General features: G+C 43.8%; 24 protein-coding genes and 1 other annotated feature. All 24 genes read left to right on the forward strand.

Annotation, left to right across the window (positions count from 1 at the left end):
* The first annotated feature begins 99 nt into the window (after window positions 1–99).
* A complete protein-coding gene (gene sigH, locus ABD010_RS05730) occupies window positions 100–750 on the forward strand; it encodes an RNA polymerase sporulation sigma factor SigH (RefSeq protein ID WP_343811096.1) in 651 nt (216 codons plus the stop codon).
* Window positions 751–820: 70 nt separating this feature from the next.
* On the forward strand, window positions 821–970 hold the full coding sequence (gene rpmG / locus ABD010_RS05735) for a 50S ribosomal protein L33 (protein WP_343811097.1): 150 nt from the start codon (window positions 821–823) through the stop codon (window positions 968–970).
* Between the two features lie 32 nt (window positions 971–1,002).
* On the forward strand, window positions 1,003–1,176 hold the full coding sequence (secE, locus tag ABD010_RS05740) for a preprotein translocase subunit SecE (RefSeq protein WP_343811099.1): 174 nt from the start codon (window positions 1,003–1,005) through the stop codon (window positions 1,174–1,176).
* Between the two features lie 209 nt (window positions 1,177–1,385).
* A complete protein-coding gene (nusG, locus tag ABD010_RS05745) occupies window positions 1,386–1,919 on the forward strand; it encodes a transcription termination/antitermination protein NusG (protein WP_343811101.1) in 534 nt (177 codons plus the stop codon).
* Between the two features lie 225 nt (window positions 1,920–2,144).
* Complete coding sequence (gene rplK / locus ABD010_RS05750; RefSeq protein ID WP_343811103.1) at window positions 2,145–2,570, forward strand: 50S ribosomal protein L11; 426 nt, start codon at window positions 2,145–2,147, stop codon at window positions 2,568–2,570.
* Window positions 2,571–2,713: 143 nt separating this feature from the next.
* Window positions 2,714–3,409 (forward strand): 50S ribosomal protein L1, encoded by a 696-nt coding sequence (gene rplA, locus ABD010_RS05755; protein ID WP_343811104.1) that lies wholly within the window; start codon window positions 2,714–2,716, stop codon window positions 3,407–3,409.
* A gap of 47 nt (window positions 3,410–3,456) precedes the next feature.
* Window positions 3,457–3,604, forward strand: a sequence feature (ribosomal protein L10 leader region).
* Between the two features lie 70 nt (window positions 3,605–3,674).
* Window positions 3,675–4,181 (forward strand): 50S ribosomal protein L10, encoded by a 507-nt coding sequence (gene rplJ, locus ABD010_RS05760; RefSeq protein WP_343811105.1) that lies wholly within the window; start codon window positions 3,675–3,677, stop codon window positions 4,179–4,181.
* 54 nt (window positions 4,182–4,235) lie between these two features.
* Window positions 4,236–4,601 carry a 50S ribosomal protein L7/L12 gene (gene rplL, locus ABD010_RS05765; protein WP_343811107.1) on the forward strand — a complete coding sequence of 122 codons (366 nt, stop codon included), beginning with the start codon at window positions 4,236–4,238 and terminating at the stop codon, window positions 4,599–4,601.
* 88 nt (window positions 4,602–4,689) lie between these two features.
* Window positions 4,690–5,292 (forward strand): class I SAM-dependent methyltransferase, encoded by a 603-nt coding sequence (locus tag ABD010_RS05770; protein WP_343811109.1) that lies wholly within the window; start codon window positions 4,690–4,692, stop codon window positions 5,290–5,292.
* A 581-nt stretch (window positions 5,293–5,873) separates the two neighbouring features.
* A complete protein-coding gene (gene rpoB, locus ABD010_RS05775; protein WP_343811111.1) occupies window positions 5,874–9,410 on the forward strand; it encodes a DNA-directed RNA polymerase subunit beta in 3,537 nt (1,178 codons plus the stop codon).
* Window positions 9,411–9,511: 101 nt separating this feature from the next.
* A complete protein-coding gene (rpoC, locus tag ABD010_RS05780; protein WP_343811113.1) occupies window positions 9,512–13,123 on the forward strand; it encodes a DNA-directed RNA polymerase subunit beta' in 3,612 nt (1,203 codons plus the stop codon).
* 134 nt (window positions 13,124–13,257) lie between these two features.
* Window positions 13,258–13,509 (forward strand): 50S ribosomal protein L7ae-like protein, encoded by a 252-nt coding sequence (locus ABD010_RS05785; protein ID WP_343811115.1) that lies wholly within the window; start codon window positions 13,258–13,260, stop codon window positions 13,507–13,509.
* A 137-nt stretch (window positions 13,510–13,646) separates the two neighbouring features.
* The gene (rpsL, locus tag ABD010_RS05790; protein ID WP_343811117.1) at window positions 13,647–14,063 is read left to right on the forward strand and encodes a 30S ribosomal protein S12; all 417 of its coding nucleotides are present in this window, start codon (window positions 13,647–13,649) and stop codon (window positions 14,061–14,063) included.
* 35 nt (window positions 14,064–14,098) lie between these two features.
* Window positions 14,099–14,569 carry a 30S ribosomal protein S7 gene (gene rpsG, locus ABD010_RS05795; protein ID WP_343811119.1) on the forward strand — a complete coding sequence of 157 codons (471 nt, stop codon included), beginning with the start codon at window positions 14,099–14,101 and terminating at the stop codon, window positions 14,567–14,569.
* Between the two features lie 39 nt (window positions 14,570–14,608).
* A complete protein-coding gene (gene fusA, locus ABD010_RS05800; protein ID WP_343811121.1) occupies window positions 14,609–16,687 on the forward strand; it encodes an elongation factor G in 2,079 nt (692 codons plus the stop codon).
* A gap of 100 nt (window positions 16,688–16,787) precedes the next feature.
* Window positions 16,788–17,978: an elongation factor Tu gene (gene tuf, locus ABD010_RS05805; protein WP_343811123.1), complete on the forward strand. Its 1,191-nt coding sequence runs from the start codon at window positions 16,788–16,790 to the stop codon at window positions 17,976–17,978.
* A gap of 870 nt (window positions 17,979–18,848) precedes the next feature.
* The gene (gene rpsJ / locus ABD010_RS05810; protein WP_343811125.1) at window positions 18,849–19,157 is read left to right on the forward strand and encodes a 30S ribosomal protein S10; all 309 of its coding nucleotides are present in this window, start codon (window positions 18,849–18,851) and stop codon (window positions 19,155–19,157) included.
* Between the two features lie 30 nt (window positions 19,158–19,187).
* Window positions 19,188–19,820: a 50S ribosomal protein L3 gene (gene rplC / locus ABD010_RS05815; protein ID WP_343811127.1), complete on the forward strand. Its 633-nt coding sequence runs from the start codon at window positions 19,188–19,190 to the stop codon at window positions 19,818–19,820.
* A gap of 26 nt (window positions 19,821–19,846) precedes the next feature.
* Entirely contained in the window at window positions 19,847–20,470 is a 624-nt protein-coding gene (rplD, locus tag ABD010_RS05820) for a 50S ribosomal protein L4 (protein ID WP_343811129.1), read from the forward strand.
* A complete protein-coding gene (gene rplW / locus ABD010_RS05825; RefSeq protein WP_343811131.1) occupies window positions 20,470–20,757 on the forward strand; it encodes a 50S ribosomal protein L23 in 288 nt (95 codons plus the stop codon). Before rplD ends, rplW begins: the two co-directional genes overlap by 1 nt.
* 28 nt (window positions 20,758–20,785) lie before the next feature.
* Window positions 20,786–21,616, forward strand: a complete 831-nt coding sequence (rplB, locus tag ABD010_RS05830) for a 50S ribosomal protein L2 (RefSeq protein WP_343811133.1) — start codon at window positions 20,786–20,788, stop codon at window positions 21,614–21,616.
* Between the two features lie 57 nt (window positions 21,617–21,673).
* On the forward strand, window positions 21,674–21,952 hold the full coding sequence (gene rpsS, locus ABD010_RS05835) for a 30S ribosomal protein S19 (RefSeq protein WP_343811135.1): 279 nt from the start codon (window positions 21,674–21,676) through the stop codon (window positions 21,950–21,952).
* A gap of 19 nt (window positions 21,953–21,971) precedes the next feature.
* Window positions 21,972–22,313, forward strand: coding sequence for a 50S ribosomal protein L22 (gene rplV, locus ABD010_RS05840; RefSeq protein WP_343811137.1), 342 nt, complete (start codon window positions 21,972–21,974; stop codon window positions 22,311–22,313).
* A 3-nt stretch (window positions 22,314–22,316) separates the two neighbouring features.
* The gene (gene rpsC, locus ABD010_RS05845; protein WP_343811139.1) at window positions 22,317–22,958 is read left to right on the forward strand and encodes a 30S ribosomal protein S3; all 642 of its coding nucleotides are present in this window, start codon (window positions 22,317–22,319) and stop codon (window positions 22,956–22,958) included.
* The last annotated feature ends 14 nt before the right edge of the window (window positions 22,959–22,972 follow it).

The raw sequence follows: 22,972 nt of genomic DNA on the forward strand, positions 1-22,972 counted from the left end.
CAATTCACTTCCCCCTTTTGCAGGGGCATATTGACGATAATGAAGCGCTTACTGTATAATACGTTTATGTTGACAGCATTAGTCGGGAGGTCATTCTTGGTGAGTGTCAAGCTAATAGAGTCAAATAGTCAGAGTTTGCAAATGCTTGGTGATGATGAGGTTATTCGGTTGATTCATCATGGAAATAGTCAGGCGCTTGATTTTCTGATAACCAAATACTTAAGTTTTGTACGTGCAAAATCCAGAACCTACTTCATCATTGGTGCTGATCAGGAGGACATTGTTCAGGAGGGGATGATAGGGCTGTATAAAGCAATTCGTGACTTTGACGGGGACAAGCTCTCATCTTTCAGGGCCTTTGCTGAACTATGTGTCACCCGACAGATTATTACCGCCATCAAAACTGCTACAAGACAAAAACACATTCCACTTAATTCATATGTTTCACTGGACAAGCCAATATTTGATGAAGAATCCGACCGGACGCTGCTGGATGTAATCGCCGGATCAAAATCCATTGACCCGCAGGATTTGCTCGTAAATCGGGAGAACATGGGACATATGGAAGGAAAATTATCTGAATTATTAAGCGAGTTGGAAAAGAAAGTACTGCATTTATATTTGGATGGACAAACCTACCAGGAGATTTCTGTTGAATTAAATCGTCATGAAAAATCCATTGATAACGCACTTCAACGCGTTAAACGTAAACTGGAACAACTGATTGAGACAAATGAAGTCACGATTTGACATTCCATTGACACAATATACTAACCATGCTACATTTATATAAGTGAAAACCCTTTAATGGGGTGATTTAATGAATAAGAAAGTTGTTTTGGCTTGTTCCATTTGTTCAGGCAGAAATTATACAACACATAAAAATGCAGCTTCACAGCCGGAACGATTGGAAGTTCGCAAATTTTGCAGGACGTGCGGGAAGCATACCTTGCATCGCGAAACAAAATAGCTTTGTTTCGGGGAGAATTTGGGGGTACAGGAATGAATCTGATTAAGTTTTTTAAAAACGTATCAAGGGAAATGAAAAAAGTCAGCTGGCCCAAAGGCCGTGAACTGACAAGCTATACAATAACTGTTATTTCCACCGTTGCATTTGTAGCTATATTTTTTGCACTTATCGATCTTGGTATAACACAGATTTTGAATTTATTTTGAATAATAGCCCTGTAAATATGCTATAATGGAAAATAAATAATCGTTCGTTAAAAACCCGGGTTAACGGGTTTTTTAATATTGCCCAGAAAATCCGTCTCAAAAAAGCAAAAACATCTGATTTGTGCTGGATGCACGTTCGGTTTTGCGTATTGTGGCACTCAATAAATTAATCAAAAGGGAGGGAAGGACAACCTGTTTGTCCTGTCTAAATGGAAAAGAACTGGTATGCAATTCATACGTATTCCGGGTATGAGAACAAAGTAAAAACGAATTTGGAGAAACGTGTGGATACGATGGGGATGGAAGATAAAATCTTTCGCGTTATTGTCCCTGAAGAAGAAGAGACTGAAATTAAAAATGGAAAGAAAAAGACTGTAAAAAAGAAATTCTTTCCCGGCTACGTACTGGCGGAAATGGTGATGACCGATGACTCATGGTATGTAGTGCGCAACACACCAGGTGTTACCGGGTTTGTTGGTTCAAGCGGACATGGGTCCAAACCGACTCCGCTGCTGCCAGATGAAGCAGACGCAGTACTGAAGCGCATGGGCGTTGCCGAGCCGGCCACACAAATCGATTTTGAACTGAAAGAAAACGTCACGGTTACCGATGGACCGTTTGCTAATTTCACCGGGACAATCGAACATATTGATGTTGACAAGCAGAAAATTAAGGTTCATGTTAATATGTTTGGCCGTGAAACCCCGGTTGAACTTGATTTTTCGCAGATTGAAAAATTGTAGGAAACGTTGCTGTGTATGCAAACCTCAAACATGGCCTGAGAGTCCTAAGAGAATATATGTTATACTTTAAAACACTGAATTCACAGCAAAACCTTGCATATTTTATCAATACATGCTAAAATTCTTTTGTTATTTATGTCTCCGAACTTTCGGGGGAAATGGCTAATAATGAGTGGGAGGGGTCATCCCTATTACCACATCACGGACTTTAAGGAGGTGTGTCTCGTGGCTAAAAAAGTAATCAAGTTGGTTAAATTGCAGATCCCGGCTGGTAAAGCAAATCCAGCACCGCCAGTAGGACCGGCATTGGGTCAAGCAGGTGTGAACATCATGGGATTCTGTAAGGAATTTAACGCACGTACGCAAGATCAAGCTGGTATGATTATTCCGGTTGAAATTACGGTGTTTGAAGACCGTTCATTTACATTTATTACAAAAACTCCGCCTGCTGCAGTGTTGCTTAAAAAGGCAGCCGGAATTGATACTGCTTCAGGTGAACCAAACCGTAATAAAGTAGCTTCCGTCAAGCGTGACAAAGTTCAGGAAATTGCGGAAACAAAAATGCCTGACTTAAACGCGGCTGATTTGGATGCTGCAATGCGTATGGTTGAAGGAACTGCACGCAGCATGGGTATTACGATTGAAGACTAATACTGAAGGACTGAAGAAATGGCTGTGAATGTGAGCACTGTCTGCTGCAGCCTTTTCACTAGTTATAAAAGCGTCAACGTAAGCGGGTGCTTTTATACGTGGGAGGTCTTACCGCTAAAACCACAACCTGAGGAGGAAACAAAATGGCTAAAAAGAGTAAAAGGTATCAGGAAGTTTCAAAACTTGTTGATCGTTCAAAATCATATGAATTGCAAGAAGCAGTTGCTTTATTGAAAGAAACTGCAAAAGCAAATTTTGACGAAACGGTTGAAGCTGCTTTTCGTTTGGGAGTTGACCCAAAGAAAGCAGATCAGCAAATTCGCGGAGCAATGGTTTTACCGCATGGAACAGGTAAAACACAGCGCGTGCTTGTATTTGCAAAAGGCGACAAAGCAAACGAAGCGGAAGCTGCCGGTGCAGACTATGTTGGCGAGCAGGATCTTATCAACAAAATCAACCAGGGATGGTTCGACTTTGATGTGATTGTTGCGACGCCGGATATGATGGCTGAAGTTGGTAAGCTTGGCCGTGTACTTGGACCAAAAGGTTTAATGCCTAACCCGAAAACAGGCACAGTAACATTCGAAGTGGAAAAAGCCGTTCAAGATATCAAAGCAGGTAAAGTGGAATACCGTGTAGATAAATCTGCCAATATCCACGTGCCAATCGGTAAAATTTCATTTGATAATGAGAAACTGGCCGAAAACTTTGATGCGATGGCCGAAACACTCATGAAAGTAAAACCACAAGCTTCAAAGGGTTTATATATGAAGAATGCTTCCATTACGTCAACAATGGGGCCCGGAATCAAAGTAGATGCTTCCGGTTACCGCCGCTAATTAATGGTTGACAACCAATGGATATTCAGGTATACTGATTCTCGTTATAAATTGAATACGTTGTACCGCAGACAGCAGGTGCGAGAGATCGCTTAATATCCCGCCGAGGTGTTTTATAAATGCACGAGTAAACATATGGTTTTCGCGTGTACCTAAAAGCCCCCATGTCTGCATGGGGGCTTTGCTTTCGACGTTGGAGCCTGGCTTCTGCGCCAGTTACTCTGATGTGTCCGGTATGATGAATGTGAATACAGGAGGTGGAAGAATGTCCAACAGTAAAATCATTGAACAAAAACAACAACTCGTACAGGAAATTGCCGGCAAATTCCGTGACAGTCAGTCAACATTGCTGGTCGATTACCGCGGTCTTGATGTGGCTGAGGTCACTGAGTTGCGTCAACAATTGCGTGAAGCAGGCGTTGAATTTAAGGTTTACAAAAACTCAATGACACGCCGTGCGGTGGATTCTGTTGAATTGGGAGACCTTTCCGAAAACCTGGTTGGTCCGACTGCTATTGCTTTCAGTAATGATGATGTGATTGCACCGGCTAAGATTTTGAAAGGTTTTTCAAAGGAACATGATGCACTTGAAATTAAAGGCGGCGTAATTGAGGGTGAAATTGCGACGCTGGATCAGATTAATGAGCTTGGCGACCTGCCAAACTACGACGGCATGGTTTCAATGCTGCTTAGTGTATTGCAGGCTCCAGTTCGAAACTTTGCTTATGCAGCAAAATCTGTTGCAGATCAAAAAGAAGAACAAGGCGCGTAAAGCCGTTTTGTATATCGGATATAAAAACTTAAATGAAAATGGAGGAACAAAATCATGACTAAAGAACAAATCATTGATACGATTAAAGAAATGTCTGTATTGGAATTAAACGATCTTGTAAAAGCAATTGAAGAGGAATTTGGAGTAACTGCTGCAGCACCGGTTGCTGTTGCTGGCGGTGGCGGCGGCGGTGAAGCTGCTGAAGAACAAACAGAATTTGACGTTGTGCTTGAAAGCGCAGGGGATTCTAAAATCAAAGTTGTTAAAGCAGTTCGCGAAATCACAGGTCTTGGCCTGAAAGACGCTAAAGACGTTGTAGATAACGCTCCTAAAGCAGTTAAAGAAGGTATTTCTAAAGATGAAGCTGAAGAAATCAAAGGTCAGCTTGAAGAAGTTGGCGCATCTGTAGAACTTAAGTAATTGCAGTTTAATATAAAGAGCTCGTCGGTTAACGGCGGGCTCTATATGTGTTTTTTCTCCAACTATACACAGTAAAGTAGGTGCTGGAATGTCAGAGCATTACTTTTCAAAAAAACCTCAATCCAAAAGTTCACCAAAGAAATGGCGCTATTCTCTGCGGGGCAGGGAATATACTTTTTTAAGCGACTACGGCGTTTTCTCGAAAAACGAAGTCGACTTTGGCTCGCGGCTCCTTGCAGAGAATTTTAAAGCTCCGCCGATAATGGGAGATTTTCTCGATCTTGGCTGCGGATACGGTCCGATAGGTATTTCGATGGCTGACAATTTCAGGGACAGACGGGTTGTTCTTGCTGATGTCAACGAACGAGCCGTATTATTGGCAGAAGAAAATGCCGCAGTGAATCACGTTTCCAATATTGAAATTGTTCAAAGTGATCGGCTGGCGAATTTGGAAGGCTGGAGGTTTGCTGCAATTGTAACAAATCCTCCGATAAGAGCCGGCAAAACAATCGTTCATTCCATGTTTGAGGATAGCCATGCTTCATTGCTGAAAGGCGGGCGCCTTTGGGTTGTTATTCAGAAAAAGCAGGGCGCTCCGTCAGCTAAGGCGAAATTGGAGTCCTTATTTGGCAATGTGGAGGTTATCGCAAAGAGCAAAGGTTATTTTCTGTTCGTTTCGGTAAAACAGTAGTGTTGTCTTTATATTTACAAAGCATTCGTGTTTGACCTGAGATTACAGGTATGATAATATAATAAAATGCTAACATGGGAGTTCCTTTGTCAAGAGGAAATTTCATATCAGTTGGAACGTATAAATCATTGGTAATAGGAGACAATGGTAGAATCCACAAAAGTACACAAATAAAGGTTTTTTCTGATAACCTTTTTTCGTAGTTAAGAAGTATAAAATCTTTTCTTCTGCCTACGTGCAACTATGGCTGTTACCCAAAGGCTTGGTGACAACCGGGTTTTCTAATGTTTTTATACTTTGACGTATATTTAGTTCTTTTATCATGGTAAGAATTTATTGCTGTGGGAGTTGACAGTAATGATCGATGAAAAACGGCGCGGAATTATACTTGCGTGGATGCAAGTTTGTTCAGCGTGTTTATCAGGCAATAGTACAAGTGCTATTGTTGTTTCTTATCATTAATTTAATACGATTCAAACAGCTGTTATACAGCAGCATGTTTTTTTAATAAATATTATTAGTCATTTTTTTCGGGCGCTTGAGCGTCTGTCAAAAAATGCATGATTTGAGGGGTGAAGCAGTTGGCAGGTCAACTAGTTCAGTATGGACGTCATCGCCAGCGCAGAAGTTATGCGCGTATCAGCGAGGTGTTGGAATTACCAAATCTAATCGAAATTCAAACCGCTTCTTATCAATGGTTTCTGGAAGAGGGTTTAAGGGAAATGTTTAAGGATATTTCCCCTATTGAAGATTTTACAGGTAACCTTTCACTCGAGTTTGTCGATTATAGTCTGGGAGAACCAAAGTATCCTGTAGATGAATCAAAGGACCGGGACGTGACATATAATGCTCCGCTTCGTGTCAAGGTGCGTTTAATTAATAATGAGACCGGTGAAGTGAAAGAACAGGAAGTATTCATGGGTGATTTCCCGTTAATGACAGACACAGGTACTTTTATCATAAATGGAGCTGAACGTGTCATCGTTTCACAACTTGTCCGTTCACCAAGTGTCTATTATAACGAAAAGATAGACAAAAACGGTAAAAGAGGTGTAACTGCAACCGTTATTCCTAACCGCGGAGCCTGGCTCGAAATGGAGACAGACGCCAAAGATGTTGCATATGTAAGAATTGACCGTACTCGTAAATTACCTGTAACGGTACTTTTGCGTGCGCTTGGATTCAATACCGATCAGGAGATTATTGATCTCTTAGGTGAAAATGAATACCTTAAAAATACACTTGAAAAAGATAATACCGAGACAACGGAAAAAGCGCTGCTTGAAATCTACGAGCGTCTTCGTCCGGGTGAGCCGCCAACGGTTGAGAATGCAAAAAGTCTACTAATTTCACGTTTCTTTGATCCGAAACGATATGACCTAGCGCATGTCGGCCGGTATAAAATGAATAAAAAGCTTCATATCAAAAATCGGCTGTTCAACCAGGTGCTTGCCGAACCAGTAATTGATCCGGAAACCGGAGAAGTCCTGGCTCAAAAAGGTGATAAGCTGGAGCGGAAGTTGCTTAATAAGATTATTCCGTACCTTGAAAAAGAAGAAGATAAAATCGGAGAGAAAGTATTGGAGCCTGCTGAAGGTGTCCTGGAGGATCCTATCGAGCTTCAATCCATAAAAATTGTCGATCCAACTGACCCAAGCGGCGAACGTTCATTAAATGTAATCGGAAATGCGGGAATTGACTGGGATGTTAAAAACATTATGCCTGCAGACATACTTTCTGCTATCAGTTACTTCTTTAACCTGCTGCATATGGTTGGAGGCACCGATGATATTGACCATTTGGGTAACCGCAGACTCCGTTCTGTCGGGGAATTGCTGCAAAACCAATTCCGTATTGGCTTATCCAGAATGGAGCGCGTTGTACGTGAAAGAATGTCGATTCAGGATACTTCAAGTATCACACCGCAGCAATTAATCAATATTCGGCCGGTTATTGCGTCGATAAAAGAGTTTTTCGGGAGTTCACAGCTGTCCCAGTTTATGGATCAGACGAATCCACTGGCGGAATTGACACACAAACGCCGTCTTTCTGCTCTGGGACCTGGTGGATTGACGCGTGAGCGCGCTGGTTTTGAAGTGCGAGATGTTCACTATTCCCACTATGGGCGCATGTGTCCAATCGAAACGCCTGAAGGACCGAACATCGGATTGATTAACTCACTGTCAAGTTATGCGAAAGTTAATAAATTTGGTTTTATCGAAACACCATATCGCAAAGTTGATCCGGATACTGGCAAAGTTACTGCAGACATTGATTATCTGACAGCTGATGAGGAAGATAATTATGTGGTTGCACAAGCCAACGCTAAACTGGATGAGGATGGTACCTTCTCAGATGAAGAAGTTATTGCCCGTTTCCGCGGGGAAAACACCGTTGTACCGCGCGAAAAACTGGATTACATGGATGTGTCGCCAAAGCAGGTTGTTTCCGCTGCAACAGCATGTATTCCATTTTTGGAAAACGATGACTCCAACCGTGCGTTGATGGGTGCAAACATGCAACGTCAGGCAGTCCCATTGATGCAGCCGGAAGCACCAATCGTTGGAACCGGTATGGAATATGTGTCCGGTAAAGACTCCGGTGCCTCGATTATTTGCCGTAATGAAGGTGTCGTCGAAAAAGTGGAGGCGAAATCAGTCCATGTCCGTCGGATATCCAACGTTGACGGAAAAGAAGTGAAAGGTGATTTGGACAGTTACCGATTGCAAAAATATATCCGTTCCAACCAGGGAACATGCTATAACCAACGGCCGATTGTCAGCCAGGGTGACCGTGTAACACAAGGTGAAATACTTGCGGATGGTCCTTCAATGGAAGATGGTGAGTTAGCCTTAGGACGAAATGTTCTCACAGGATTCATGACCTGGGAAGGGTATAACTACGAGGATGCAATCATCATGAGTGAGCGTCTGGTTAAAGACGATGTGTACACTTCGATTCATATAGAAGAATATGAATCTGAAGCACGCGATACTAAACTTGGACCTGAGGAAATTACCAGAGATATTCCAAATGTCGGTGAGGATGCGCTGAAAAACCTTGATGAACAAGGAATAATCCGTGTCGGTGCTGAAGTATCAGACGGTGATATTTTGGTAGGGAAGGTAACTCCTAAAGGTGTGACCGAACTTTCAGCAGAAGAGAGGCTGCTTCACGCCATCTTTGGCGAAAAAGCCCGCGAAGTCCGTGATACATCTCTGAAAGTGCCACACGGAGCTGGCGGAATTGTACTTGACGTTAAAATTTTCAATCGGGAAGACGGTGATGAGCTTCCACCGGGGGTAAATCAACTTGTCCGCGCTTATATCGTCCAGAAGCGTAAGATTTCAGAAGGCGACAAAATGGCCGGCCGTCACGGTAACAAAGGTGTAATTTCCAAGATACTTCCGGAAGAGGATATGCCTTTCCTTCCTGATGGAACACCAATTGATATTATGCTCAACCCATTGGGTGTGCCGTCACGAATGAATATCGGACAGGTGTTTGAATTGCACCTGGGCATGGCTGCCAGGCAGCTTGGACTTCATGTGGCAACACCGGTATTTGACGGTGCAAACGAACAGGATGTCTGGGACACCCTTGAAGAGGCGGGGATGCCTAAAGATGCCAAATCTATATTATATGATGGAAGAACAGGTGAACCATTTGATAACCGTATTTCGGTAGGCGTCTCGTATATGATTAAACTTGCCCATATGGTTGATGATAAATTGCACGCACGTTCCACCGGTCCATATTCACTGGTTACGCAGCAGCCACTTGGCGGTAAAGCACAGTTCGGCGGTCAGCGTTTTGGTGAGATGGAAGTTTGGGCATTGGAAGCATATGGTGCCGCCTATACACTTCAGGAAATTTTAACAGTTAAGTCTGATGATGTTGTTGGCCGTGTAAAAACTTACGAATCCATTGTAAAAGGAGACAATGTTCCTGAGCCTGGTGTTCCGGAATCATTCAAGGTACTGATTAAGGAACTGCAAAGTCTTGGATTGGATGTTAAGATGCTTTCCAGTGATGAATCAGAGATTGAAATGCGTGAGCTGGAGGAAGAAGAAACACAGGCCGCAAGTAAATTGAATCTGGAAGTTGAAGAAGGCTAGAAATGAAGCGTGACTGGCTCTTTACCCAAGAGCCAGCACATCATGATAAATTTCATTATTGGCATTTGGGAAAATCGGACACTAAAAGGGAGGTAGGCCCCTTGCTAGATGTAAATAACTTTGAGTATATGAAAATCGGTTTGGCTTCACCTGAGAAAATCCGCTCCTGGTCATACGGCGAGGTCAAAAAGCCGGAAACAATCAACTATCGTACACTAAAGCCGGAAAAGGACGGTCTGTTCTGTGAGCGGATTTTCGGGCCGCAAAAGGACTGGGAATGTCATTGCGGAAAGTATAAGCGTGTACGTTATAAAGGCGTTGTCTGTGATCGTTGTGGAGTGGAAGTAACAAAGGCGAAGGTTCGCCGGGAACGCATGGGTCATATAGAACTTGCTGCTCCGGTATCACATATCTGGTATTTTAAAGGTATTCCGAGCCGTATGGGCCTTGTGCTGGATATGTCACCACGTGCGTTGGAAGAAGTTATTTATTTTGCAGCGTACATCGTGACAGAATCGGGAGATACACCACTGGAGAAAAAGCAACTATTATCTGAAAAAGAGTACCGGGCTTATTATGATAAGTACGGAAAGTCGTTTAAGGCACAAATGGGTGCCGAGGCCATCCGTAAGCTTCTGCAGGACATCGATTTGGAAAAAGAAGTGGATATGCTGCAGGAAGAACTGAAGACTGCACAGGGTCAACGAAGAACACGGGCCATTAAACGGCTGGAAGTATTGGAAGCATTCCGTCATTCCGAAAATGAATCGTCTTGGATGATTCTTGATGTTTTACCGGTTATCCCGCCGGAAATCCGTCCGATGGTACAGCTGGACGGTGGGCGTTTTGCCACTTCAGACTTGAATGACCTTTATCGCAGGGTTATCAACCGTAACAATCGTCTGAAGCGTTTGTTGGATCTTGGTGCACCAAGCATCATCGTTCAAAATGAAAAACGTATGCTGCAGGAAGCCGTCGATGCACTGATTGATAACGGACGTCGTGGCCGACCGGTTACTGGACCCGGCAACCGTCCGCTTAAATCTCTTTCGCATATGCTGAAGGGTAAACAGGGCCGTTTCCGCCAGAATCTGCTTGGTAAACGTGTTGACTACTCAGGTCGTTCCGTAATCGTTGTCGGACCAAGCCTGAAAATGTATCAGTGCGGGCTGCCGAAAGAAATGGCGCTTGAGCTATTTAAGCCGTTTATTATGAAAGAGTTGGTTGAAAAGGGCTTTGCGCATAACATCAAATCAGCTAAACGGAAAATCGAACGAGTACATCCGGAAGTATGGGATGTGCTGGAAGAAGTAATCAAGGAACATCCGGTGATGCTTAACCGTGCGCCAACTCTGCACCGGCTTGGCATTCAGTCGTTTGAACCGGTGCTGGTGGAAGGTCGCGCGATTCGGCTGCATCCACTGGTTTGTACAGCGTATAATGCCGACTTTGACGGTGACCAGATGGCAGTACACGTGCCATTATCAGCTGAAGCACAAGCGGAAGCGCGAATCCTCATGTTGGCAGCACAAAACATCCTGAACCCGAAAGATGGTAAACCGGTTGTTACACCATCACAGGATATGGTGCTTGGTAACTATTATCTGACACTTGAGCGGGAAAGTGCAGCAGGGGAAGGCAGTATTTTCAAAGATATTAACGAGGCACTGATGTCGTATCAGAATGGTTATGTGCATCTGCATACAAGGGTTGCCATTCAGGCATCAAGTCTCAACAAAAACTCATTTACTGAAAAGCAAAATAGCCAGCTGCTTCTGACTACTGTCGGGAAACTGGTTTTCAATGAAATATTGCCTGAGTCATTCCCTTATATTAACGAACCGACAAAAGATAATCTGGAGATCAAGACGCCGGAGAAATATTTTGTTGAACAGGGAATAGACGTTAGGGAAGAAATTAAAAAGCGTGAAATTATCGGGCCATTCAAAAAAGGAATTCTGGGAGATATCATCGCTGAAGTATTTAAACGATTTAAAATCAGTGAAACCTCCAAAATGCTTGACCGGATGAAGGATTTAGGTTTCAGCTATTCAACCAAGGCAGGTTTGACCGTTGGTGTTTCTGACATTGTTGTATTAGCGGAAAAACAAACGGTTCTTGATGATGCCCAGGAAAAAGTGGATAAAGTACTGAAACAATTCCGTCGTGGTTTGATTACCGATGAGGAACGCTATGACCGGGTTATTGCGATTTGGTCACAGGCGAAAGATACAATACAGGAAAAACTGATGGGATCTCTTGATACGCGAAACCCGATCTTCATGATGAGTGATTCGGGAGCCCGAGGTAACGCATCCAACTTCACACAGCTTGCCGGCATGCGTGGTCTAATGGCCAACCCGGCTGGTGAAATCATGGAACTGCCGATTAAATCAAGCTTCCGTGAAGGACTGACTGTTTTGGAATACTTTATTTCCACACACGGTGCCCGTAAAGGTCTTGCTGATACAGCACTGAAAACAGCAGATTCCGGTTATCTGACGCGTCGACTGGTAGATGTGGCACAGGATGTTATTATCCGCGAAGATGACTGTGGAACTGATCGAGGGCTGACCGTTTCAGCGTTGACAGAGGGAACAGAGCTTATCGAGCCATTAATTGACCGGTTGCTTGGCCGGACTGCATTTCATGATGTTAAACATCCTGAAACAGGCGAGGTCATTGTCAAATATGATACTGTTATTTCAGAAGAACAGGCAAAACAGGTTGTTGAAGCTGGCGTTGAACAGGTAACAATCCGTTCGGCATTCACATGTAATACCAAACATGGTGTCTGTAAGAAATGCTACGGGCGTAACCTTGCAACAGGTGATGAAGTGGAAGTCGGTGAAGCGGTAGGAATTATTGCAGCACAATCCATCGGCGAACCGGGTACACAGCTGACAATGCGTACATTCCATACCGGTGGAGTTGCGGGAGACGATATTACACAAGGTCTGCCGCGTATTCAGGAACTGTTTGAAGCACGTAACCCTAAAGGGCAGGCTGTTATCAGTGAAATTCATGGAACCATTCATGAAATTAAAGAAGTGAAAGATAAGCAGGAGATCGTTGTCCAGGGTGATGTAGAGCAACGTTCCTATGCCGTTCCATACAATGCTCGAATGAAGGTTACACCTGGCGATGAAGTGGTTGCAGGTGAAGCGCTGACCGAGGGTTCTATCGATCCGAAAGAACTTCTTCGCATACAGGGTGTAGAAGGTGTGCAGGATTATCTGCTTAAAGAAGTTCAACGTGTCTACCGTATGCAGGGTGTTGAAATTGGCGACAAGCACGTCGAAGTAATGGTACGGCAAATGCTTCGTAAAATCCGTGTTATCGAATCGGGTGACACGAAGGTACTGCCTGGGTCGCTGCTTGAAATTCACCAATTCAAGGATGCCAATACACCTGTCTTGCAGGAAGGAAAAGAACCTGCAGTCGGAAAGCCGGTATTGCTTGGTATCACGAAAGCATCACTTGAGACCGACTCATTCCTGTCGGCCGCATCATTCCAGGAAACAACGCGTGTCCTGACAGATGCAGCAATCAAAGGAAAGCGGGATGAACTGCTTGGTCTGAAAGAGAATGTTATTATCGGTAAACTGGTTCCAGCCGGCACTGGGATTAATCGTTACCGTAAAATCAGACCATCTACAGACGAGATAGAGGAAAATGTTGAAGCAGCCGAGGAAACTGAAACGGTGAAATAACCATTTTCAATAACAAGTAAAGCTAAATCGGAAGCACCAAAAAAATAATAAATTATAAGTTGACATGAAAAAACGAGAATGGTAATATAAGCAAGGTGCTTCCGATTGTACTTGTTGCTTTGGAGGATATGAGGATGTCTTATGAAAAAGTAGCTCAAGTTAAATCCAAGTTAATAATCGGAACGAAACAAACGCTTAAAGCTATACGAAATGGTCAAGTAAGCGAAGTGTTTATTGCTGACGATGCTGATCACCATATCACAGAAAAGATAAAACTCTTAGCTGACGAAATGAATGTTTCCTGCAAGCGTGTTGATTCTATGGAAAAACTGGGGGAAGCATGCGGCATCGATGTCGGAGCATCTGCAGCAGCAGTAAGACAATAAAGGTTTTGGCGTTTTTTTGACGCGAAAGCTTTGTTTTTTGCTAAAAGATGAACCACCTGGATATGTGGGACAACAAATCGCCAACAGGTGGACGCTGTATTATGCAGTAACCTATAACTTGAAGGGAGGAAAATAAAATGCCTACTATTAATCAGCTGGTACGCAAAGGCCGGGTGAGCAAGCCGAAGAAGTATGACTCTCCTGCACTAAACAGAGGGTATAACAGCTTCAAGAAGAAATTCACAAACCAGGACTCACCACAAAAGCGTGGTGTTTGTACCCGTGTCGGCACACTTACACCGAAGAAACCGAACTCTGCATTGCGTAAATATGCACGTGTTCGTTTGTCCAACAACATGGAAGTAACAGCATACATTCCTGGAATTGGCCATAACCTGCAGGAGCACAGCGTAGTATTGCTTCGTGGAGGCCGTGTTAAGGACCTTCCAGGGGTACGTTATCATATTGTGCGCGGAGCACTTGATACTGCCGGAGTAGAAGGACGTATGCAAGGCCGTTCCAAATACGGAACTAAAAAGCCTAAAAAGAAATAAATGGACGATAAAATCTAGGGAAAGGAGGGGGACATATGCCACGTAAAGGACCAGTACCTAAACGCGATGTCTTGCCGGATCCGCTTTATAAATCAAAGTTAGTAACTCGACTAATCAATCAGATTATGATTAATGGTAAAAGAGGTAAAGCACAAAAAATTCTATATAATGCATTCGAACTGGTAGCTGAAAGAAGCGGCCAAAATGCAATGGAAGTTTTTGAGCAGGCAATGAAAAACGTTATGCCGGTACTTGAAGTGCGAGCTCGCCGTGTCGGTGGTTCAAACTATCAGGTGCCAATGGAAGTTCGCCCGGAACGTCGACAGGCATTAGGCTTGCGCTATATTGTTAACTATTCCCGTCTGCGCGGTGAGAAGACAATGGAAGAGCGTCTTGCAAATGAAATTCTGGATGCTTCCAATAACACCGGCGCTTCCGTTAAGAAACGTGAAGAACTACACAAGATGGCCGAAGCAAACAAAGCATTTGCTCACTATCGCTGGTAAAAAACCAAATACAGCAAATAACAGGAAGGAGAAGAATACATGCCTAGAGATTTCTCCTTGGAAAAGACGCGTAATATTGGTATTATGGCGCATATTGATGCAGGTAAAACCACTACTACTGAGCGTATTCTTTTCTACACAGGACGTATTCATAAAATTGGTGAAACTCATGAAGGTGCATCTCAGATGGACTGGATGGAGCAGGAGCAGGAACGCGGAATCACCATCACATCCGCAGCAACAACTGCTCAATGGAAAAACCATCGTATAAACATCATCGATACACCGGGGCACGTGGACTTCACTGTTGAAGTTGAACGTTCTTTGCGTGTACTTGATGGTGCGGTAACAGTGCTTGATGCTCAATCGGGTGTGGAACCGCAAACCGAAACTGTATGGCGTCAGGCTACAACATACGGTGTACCAAGAATTGTTTTTATAAACAAGATGGATAAAGTCGGTGCAAACTTCCTTTATTCAACAAATACACTGAAAGAACGTTTGGGTGCCAACGCACATGCTGTTCAGCTGCCAATTGGTGCTGAAGATCATTTTGAAGGTATCATTGATCTTATTACGATGAAGGCCTTCTATTACGAAGATGATTTGGGTACTCGTGCTGAAGCGCGTGAAATCCCGGATGATTACAAAGATAAGGCGGAAGAGTTGCGTGCGAGCCTTGTTGAGGCAGTAGCTGAACTTGATGAGGACCTGATGATGAAGTATCTTGAGGGAGAAGAAATCTCTGAAGATGAATTGAAACAAGCGATTCGTACAGCGACCCTGAATGTTGAATTCTATCCGGTGTTCGGTGGGTCTGCATTCAAAAACAAAGGTGTACAATTAGTCCTTGATGGTGTTATTGATTACCTCCCAGCACCGACTGACGTACCTCCAATCGAAGGTATCGTTCCGGGTACAGAGGAAGAAACAACCCGTCCATCAGACGATAAAGCACCTTTTTCAGCGCTTGCGTTTAAAGTTATGACTGACCCATACGTTGGGAAGCTGACATTCTTCCGCGTATATTCCGGAACATTGGATTCTGGTTCATATGTCAAGAACTCAGTTAAAGATAAGCGGGAACGTGTCGGTCGTATTCTGCAGATGCACGCCAACTCGCGTGAAGAAATCAAAACGGTTTATTCCGGTGAAATTGCAGCCGCAGTCGGATTAAAGGATACATCGACAGGGGATACACTTTGTGATGAGAAAGATCTTGTAGTTCTGGAGTCCATGGACTTCCCTGATCCGGTTATTTCTGTTGCAATTGAACCTAAAACAAAAGCCGATCAGGATAAAATGGCGATTGCCTTAGGTAAACTCGCCGAAGAAGATCCTACCTTCAAAACAGAAACAAATGTGGAAACTGGTCAAACGATCATTTCCGGTATGGGTGAACTGCACCTTGATGTTATTGTTAATCGTTTGAAAGCCGAATTTAAAGTCGAAGCAAATGTCGGTGCTCCACAGGTTGCATACCGTGAGACATTCCGTGCCTCCGCTGAAGTGGAAGGTAAATTTATCAAGCAGTCAGGTGGACGTGGACAGTACGGTCATGCGTGGGTTAAATTTGAGCCGAACGAAGAAGGTGCCGGCTTTGAATTTGTGAATAAAATTACTGGTGGCGTTATTCCGCGTGAATATATACCATCCGTCGAAGCTGGAATTAAAGAATCAGCTGAAAATGGTGTATTAGCCGGTTATCCATTAATTGATTTCAAAGCCACTGTTTATGACGGAAGCTATCATGATGTAGACTCAAACGAAATGGCATTTAAAATTGCCGGTTCAATGGCCTTGAAAGCTGCTAAAAATGAATGTCAGGCAGTATTGCTCGAGCCAATGGAACGAGTGGAAATTGTTATTCCGGAAGAGTATATGGGTGACATCATGGGCGATGTGACTTCACGAAGAGGCCGTGTGGAAGGTATGGAAGCACGTGGCCCTGCACAGGTCATTAAGGCATTCGTCCCGCTTTCGGAAATGTTTGGCTATGCGACTGTATTGCGTTCAAACACGCAGGGACGCGGTCAATACACAATGCACTTTGACCACTATGAAGAAGTGCCGAAGAGCATCTCAGAAGAAATAATTAAGAAAAATGCCGGAGAATAATTGATTTTTTCTTCATTCTGAAGTATAACTTTTATTGAAGGCAAACAATTATCCTAAAAACTATAAATTACTTGTATTTATTTAAAGGAGGAAACTATAAATGGCTAAAGAAAAGTTCGATCGCTCAAAAAGTCACGTAAACATTGGAACAATTGGACACGTTGACCATGGTAAAACTACTTTGACTGCTGCAATCACTTCTACATTGCACAAGAAATCCGGTAAAGGTACTGCAATGGCTTATGACCAAATCGATGGTGCTCCGGAAGAAAAAGAACGTGGAATCACAATTGCAACTTCCCACGTTGAGTATGAAACGGACACTCGTCACTATGCTCACGTTGACTGTCCTGGACACGCTGACTATGTTAAAAACATGATCACCGGTGCAGCACAAATGGATGGGGCTATCCTGGTAGTATCTGCTGCTGACGGCCCTATGCCACAAACTCGTGAACACATCCTTCTGTCACGTAACGTTGGGGTTCCTGCAATCGTAGTATTCCTTAACAAATGTGACATGGTGGACGACGAAGAACTTCTTGAACTGGTTGAAATGGAAGTTCGCGATCTGTTGACTGAGTATGACTTCCCTGGTGATGATGTGCCAGTTGTTAAAGGTTCTGCACTGAAAGCTCTTGAAGGCGATGCAGACTATGAAGAAAAGATCTATGAACTGATGGCTGCAGTTGATGAGTACATTCCAACTCCGGAACGTGACCATGACAAGCCATTCATGATGCCGGTTGAGGACGTATTCTCCATCACTGGCCGTGGTACAGTTGCTACTGGCCGTGTTGAACGCGGATCCGTTAAAGTTGGTGACGATGTAGAATTAATCGGTCTTGCTGAGAAATCTGCAAAAACAACAGTAACCGGTGTGGAAATGTTCCGTAAGCTTCTTGACTATGCTGAAGCTGGTGACAACATTGGTGCACTACTTCGCGGGGTTTCACGTGATGATATCAATCGTGGTCAGGTACTGGCTAAGCCCGGTTCCATTACACCACATACTAACTTCAAAGCTGAAGTTTATGTATTGTCAAAAGAAGAAGGTGGACGTCATACACCTTTCTTTGCAAACTATCGTCCACAGTTCTATTTCCGTACTACAGACGTTACTGGAGTTATTACACTTCCAGAAGGCGTTGAAATGGTAATGCCTGGCGATAACATCGAAATGGCAGTAGAACTGATTTCGCCAATCGCTATCGAAGACGGTACCCGTTTCTCTATCCGTGAAGGCGGACGTACAGTTGGATCAGGCGTTGTAACAACAATCGAAAAGTAATCGAGCAATAAGCTAGCTAGCTAAAGAAAACAGGCAGCGTGACGACGCTGCCTGTTTTTGCGTATAATTGTACTTTCGCTCAAATGCGTATGTAGTTTTTTTACAATATTTATAAACTGCGACATAACTGCTGGAATGTTTACTATAATTACAGCTACCTCTTGCCCTGCCGTCCGGGATCGCTCCGGGCGGATGCTTTCCGCGGGCACGGCCTCAGCCCCCTTGAGAAAACCGCTCTGCGGGGTCTTCGGACACGTGCTGTTCCCGCAGGAGTCACCGCCCTCCACTCACCCGGACTAGTGTAGTGGTACGTGCGTTTTTCTACAACGGTTTCGATTCAAGCAAAGAGTCATAAACGTAAAAATAGCGGAGGAAATACGTGCCCCTACAAAGGGGTATGCCGACGTTGGCCGCAAAGGCCGGTTTTAGTCGGCCTTCCTTCACTCGGGGACAGAGGCCTAGATGAGACTCCGCAGCGCGGTAGCGCAAGGAGGTTCATCAGCCGCCCACGGAAAGCGACGTGTATTTCCGCAGCGGTGGTAGAGAACCATACTATGTCGCAGTTTAATTCAACCACGATTTACCCATAGTTATTAAATATAGACAGATACGCTAAATTTCTGCAAAAAAATCGCCGTAATCCCTTGCATTCCGCGTAATTAGTTTGTATAATACATAGATGTGCAATCTAAAAGTATTTTATTAGAAATGGTTGCATTGACCGCATTTTATCTATATAATGTGAATGTTGGTCACAAAGGCGATGAAGTGAAAGGTTGTTGACACACCCGGCCCCTTTGCCATGGCGGGTGGTTAAGAAATTTTCACGGAGAATGTCTATTATAAAATGGGCGAAAAGGAGGGAAAATAATGGCAAAAGAAAAGATTAGAATTCGATTAAAAGCGTATGATCACCGTATTTTAGATCAATCAGCTGAAAAAATTGTAGAAACGGCTAAGCGTTCAGGTGCAGGTGTATCAGGGCCGATTCCGTTGCCTACAGAGCGTTCAGTATATACTGTTCTGCGTGCTGTGCACAAATACAAAGATGCGCGCGAACAATTTGAAATGCGTACGCATAAACGCTTAATCGACATTGTTAATCCAACACCGCAAACAGTTGACTCGCTAATGAGACTCGACTTGCCATCAGGTGTGGATATTGAGATCAAATTATAAATCATTGTATTAATATAGGAGGTGTAACGGATGGCGAAAGGAATCTTAGGTCGTAAAATCGGCATGACTCAGCTTTTCTCTGATGAAGGAGAACTTGTACCGGTAACCGTTGTTCAAGCTGAGCCAAACGTTGTATTACAGAAAAAGACATTGGAAAATGATGGCTATAAAGCAATACAAATCGGTTTTGCTGATGAAAAGGAATCACGTACAAATAAAGCGGAAAAAGGTCATGCTGATAAAGCAAACACAGCCCCTAAGCGCTACGTTCGTGAAATCCGTAACGCGAATCTTGATGAATATGAAGTAGGTCAAGAATTAAGCGTTGATGTTTTTCAGGTTGGCGAAATGGTGGATGCAACCGGAACTTCAAAAGGGAAAGGATTCCAGGGTGCGATCAAGCGGCACAATCAGCAACGTGGTCCAAAAACCCATGGTTCCCATTTTCACAGAAGTGCTGGTGCAATGGCTATGGCAGCTGACCCAGCGCGTGTATTTAAGGGTAAGAAATTACCAGGTCAAATGGGCGGAAAGCAAATTACCAATCAGAACCTTGAAGTAGTAAAAGTGGATACAGAACGTAACCTGCTTTTGATTAAAGGTAATATTCCTGGTGCAAAGAAATCATTTGTGAAAATCACGAGTGCATTAAAGGCTAACTAATCATTTATACGAAGGGAGGATATGTCATGCCTAAAGTAGCACTATTTAAACAAGATGGATCTCAAGCTGGCGATGTGGAACTGAACGATTCCGTTTTTGGTATTGAACCACATACGCACGCTATGAACGAAGCAGTGCTGATGCAGCGCGCATCACTGCGTCAGGGCACACATGCCGTGAAGAACCGTGCAGAAGTACGGGGCGGAGGACGCAAGCCTTGGCGTCAAAAAGGAACAGGCCGCGCAAGACAGGGTTCAACCCGCTCGCCGCAATGGGTTGGTGGTGGAACCGTGTTTGGTCCGACACCGCGCAGCTACAGTTATAAGCTGCCAAAAAAAGTTCGCCGGCTGGCACTGAAATCTGCACTTTCTTCCAAACTCAGTGAAGAGAATGCAGTGGTTTTGGAGAGTATTTCAATTGACGCTCCAAAAACGAAAGAAGTCGTAAAAATGCTGGAAGCACTTAACGTGGATTCCAAAGCATTGGTTGTAACAGCTGAAACGGATGAAACAGTTAATCGTTCAGCAAACAATCTTCCAAACGTAAAAGTTCTTACAGTAGCAGAACTGAACGTGCTTGATTTGCTAACGCATGACAAGCTGGTCATCACAAAAGAAGCAGCTGAAAAAGCAGGGGAGGTGCTTGCATAATGAAAGAACCACGTGATATTATAAAGCGCCCTGTCATTACAGAGAATACTGCTGATTTAATGGCGGAAAAGAAATATACGTTTGAAGTGGAACCGAAAGCCAATAAAACAGAAATCAAGGATGCTGTTGAACTGGTTTTTGGTGTCAATGTGGTAAAAGTGAACACGATGAATATTAAAGGTAAATTCAAGCGGATGGGCCGTTACGGCGGTTACCGCTCAGATCGTAAGAAAGCTATTGTTCAATTATCAGAAGACAGTAAAGAACTGGACTTCTTTGAAGCGTAAATTATAAAAGAGTGAAGGAGGGAAAAAGATGGCGATTAAAAAATTCAAACCGACCTCAAACGGAAGACGTAATATGTCAACGTCTGATTTTGCAGAGATCACGACTGACACTCCGGAAAGATCCCTGTTAAGTCCGTTGTATAAACGCGGTGGTCGTAACAACCAAGGTAAATTAACGACTCGTCATCAGGGCGGCGGTCACAAGCGTCAATATCGTATCATCGACTTCAAGCGCGATAAAGATGGTATACCAGGCAGCGTTGCTACAATCGAATACGATCCGAACCGCTCAGCGAATATTGCATTAATCCACTATGCAGATGGAGAAAAACGCTATATTTTAGCACCAAAAGGGATTAAAGTAGGACAAAAAATAGAAGCTGGCGAGAATGCCGACATTAAACTCGGAAATGCTCTTCCGCTTAAAGACATCCCAGTAGGTACCATCATTCATAACATTGAAATGAAGCCAGGACGCGGCGGTCAGATTGCTCGCTCTGCAGGTGCAGATGCACAGGTTCTTGGCCGTGAAGGGAAATACTCATTGGTTCGTTTAGCGTCAGGTGAAGTTCGTTTGATTTTGTCAACATGCCGTGCGACTGTTGGTCAGGTTGGTAATATCGAGCATGAACTGATCCGCGTTGGTAAAGCAGGCCGTTCAAGATGGTTAGGGAAGCGCCCGACTGTTCGCGGTTCTGTTATGAACCCTAATGATCACCCACACGGTGGTGGTGAAGGACGTGCGCCTATCGGCCGTAAATCACCAATGTCACCTTGGGGTAAACCAACCCTTGGTTATAAGACTCGTCAGCGGAACAAACCTACAGATAAATTTATCGTTCGTAAGCGCAAAAAATAAACGGATAGGACGGCGAGCAATAGAATTCGCCGTTCGATTACGAAAGGAGGTTTATCCATGGGTCGCAGCTTAAAAAAAGGACCTTTTGCAGATGACCATCTATTGAAAAAGATTGATAACCTGAATGATACTGATAAAAAACAAGTTGTGAAAACTTGGTCCCGTCGTTCAACAATTTTCCCATCTTTTGTCGGTCATACGATCGCTGTTTACGACGGACGCAAACATGTGCCTGTCTATGTAACAGAAGATATGGTCGGACACAAATTGGGTGAATTCGCGCCAAGCCGTACGTTTAAAGGACACTCTGGCGATGACAAAAAAACAAGACGCTAATTGAGAGGAGGTACTCCATATGCAAGCTAAAGCCGTTGCGAAATCAGTTCGTATCGCTCCTCGTAAAGTTCGTTTGGTCATAGATTTAATTCGAGGAAAAGAAGTTGGTGAAGCAGTAGCAATCCTGCGTCATACACAACGTGGTGCTTCTCCGGCTGTTGAAAAAGTTTTGAACTCTGCAATTGCAAATGCAGAACACAACTATGAAATGGAGCCGGATAATCTGGTGATTTCCGAAGCATTCGTTAACGAAGGTGCTACATTGAAACGTTTCCGTCCACGTGCACAAGGTCGTGCAAGTAAAATCAATAAACGCACAAGCCATATTACAGTGGCTGTAACTGAAAAGAAGGAGGGATAGTCAGTGGGTCAAAAAGTAAATCCTAACGGTCTTCGCGTCGGTATCATTAAAGGCTGGGAGTCAAAATGGTATGCAGGCAAAGACTATGCAGACTTACTACATGAAGATATTAAGATTAGAGAATATCTTGAAAATCGCTTACGCATTGCTGCTGTTTCTTCAATTGAAATTGAACGTGCAGCAAATCGTGTAAATATTACTATTCACACTGGTAAACCCGGAATGGTTATCGGTAAGGGCGGTTCTGAAGTAGAAGCTCTACGTAAATCATTAAACAGCCTGACAGGCAAGCGGGTCCATATAAACATCATTGAAATTAAGAAAGTTGACTTGAACGCAACACTGGTTGCTGAAAATATTGCTCGTCAGCTGGAAAATCGTATTTCATTCCGTCGTGCTCAAAAGCAAACCATTCAGCGTGCAATGCGTGCTGGAGCAAAAGGAATTAAAACACAAGTTTCCGGACGTCTCGGCGGTGCCGATATTGCCCGTGCGGAACATTACAGTGAAGGAACAGTACCACTTCATACATTGCGTGCTGATATCGATTATGGCACTGCTGAAGCTGACACCACTTACGGAAAGCTCGGCGTCAAAGTATGGATCTATCGTGGAGAAGTCCTTCCAACTAAATCCAATAATTAAGGAAGGGGGAAATG

This window comes from Virgibacillus siamensis, from assembly GCF_039522605.1.
Taxonomy (GTDB): domain Bacteria; phylum Bacillota; class Bacilli; order Bacillales; family Amphibacillaceae; genus Lentibacillus; species Lentibacillus siamensis.

Coding starts and splice junctions, on each gene's coding strand:
- rpmG (WP_343811097.1), top strand. CDS start 821: ATGAATAAGAAAGTTGTTTTGGCTTGTTCCATTTGTTCAGGCAGAAAT.
- secE (WP_343811099.1), top strand. CDS start 1,003: ATGAATCTGATTAAGTTTTTTAAAAACGTATCAAGGGAAATGAAAAAA.
- nusG (WP_343811101.1), top strand. CDS start 1,386: ATGGAAAAGAACTGGTATGCAATTCATACGTATTCCGGGTATGAGAAC.
- rplA (WP_343811104.1), top strand. CDS start 2,714: ATGGCTAAAAAGAGTAAAAGGTATCAGGAAGTTTCAAAACTTGTTGAT.
- rplJ (WP_343811105.1), top strand. CDS start 3,675: ATGTCCAACAGTAAAATCATTGAACAAAAACAACAACTCGTACAGGAA.
- rplL (WP_343811107.1), top strand. CDS start 4,236: ATGACTAAAGAACAAATCATTGATACGATTAAAGAAATGTCTGTATTG.
- ABD010_RS05770 (WP_343811109.1), top strand. CDS start 4,690: ATGTCAGAGCATTACTTTTCAAAAAAACCTCAATCCAAAAGTTCACCA.
- ABD010_RS05785 (WP_343811115.1), top strand. CDS start 13,258: ATGTCTTATGAAAAAGTAGCTCAAGTTAAATCCAAGTTAATAATCGGA.
- rpsL (WP_343811117.1), top strand. CDS start 13,647: ATGCCTACTATTAATCAGCTGGTACGCAAAGGCCGGGTGAGCAAGCCG.
- rpsG (WP_343811119.1), top strand. CDS start 14,099: ATGCCACGTAAAGGACCAGTACCTAAACGCGATGTCTTGCCGGATCCG.
- fusA (WP_343811121.1), top strand. CDS start 14,609: ATGCCTAGAGATTTCTCCTTGGAAAAGACGCGTAATATTGGTATTATG.
- tuf (WP_343811123.1), top strand. CDS start 16,788: ATGGCTAAAGAAAAGTTCGATCGCTCAAAAAGTCACGTAAACATTGGA.
- rpsJ (WP_343811125.1), top strand. CDS start 18,849: ATGGCAAAAGAAAAGATTAGAATTCGATTAAAAGCGTATGATCACCGT.
- rplC (WP_343811127.1), top strand. CDS start 19,188: ATGGCGAAAGGAATCTTAGGTCGTAAAATCGGCATGACTCAGCTTTTC.
- rplD (WP_343811129.1), top strand. CDS start 19,847: ATGCCTAAAGTAGCACTATTTAAACAAGATGGATCTCAAGCTGGCGAT.
- rplW (WP_343811131.1), top strand. CDS start 20,470: ATGAAAGAACCACGTGATATTATAAAGCGCCCTGTCATTACAGAGAAT.
- rplB (WP_343811133.1), top strand. CDS start 20,786: ATGGCGATTAAAAAATTCAAACCGACCTCAAACGGAAGACGTAATATG.
- rpsS (WP_343811135.1), top strand. CDS start 21,674: ATGGGTCGCAGCTTAAAAAAAGGACCTTTTGCAGATGACCATCTATTG.
- rplV (WP_343811137.1), top strand. CDS start 21,972: ATGCAAGCTAAAGCCGTTGCGAAATCAGTTCGTATCGCTCCTCGTAAA.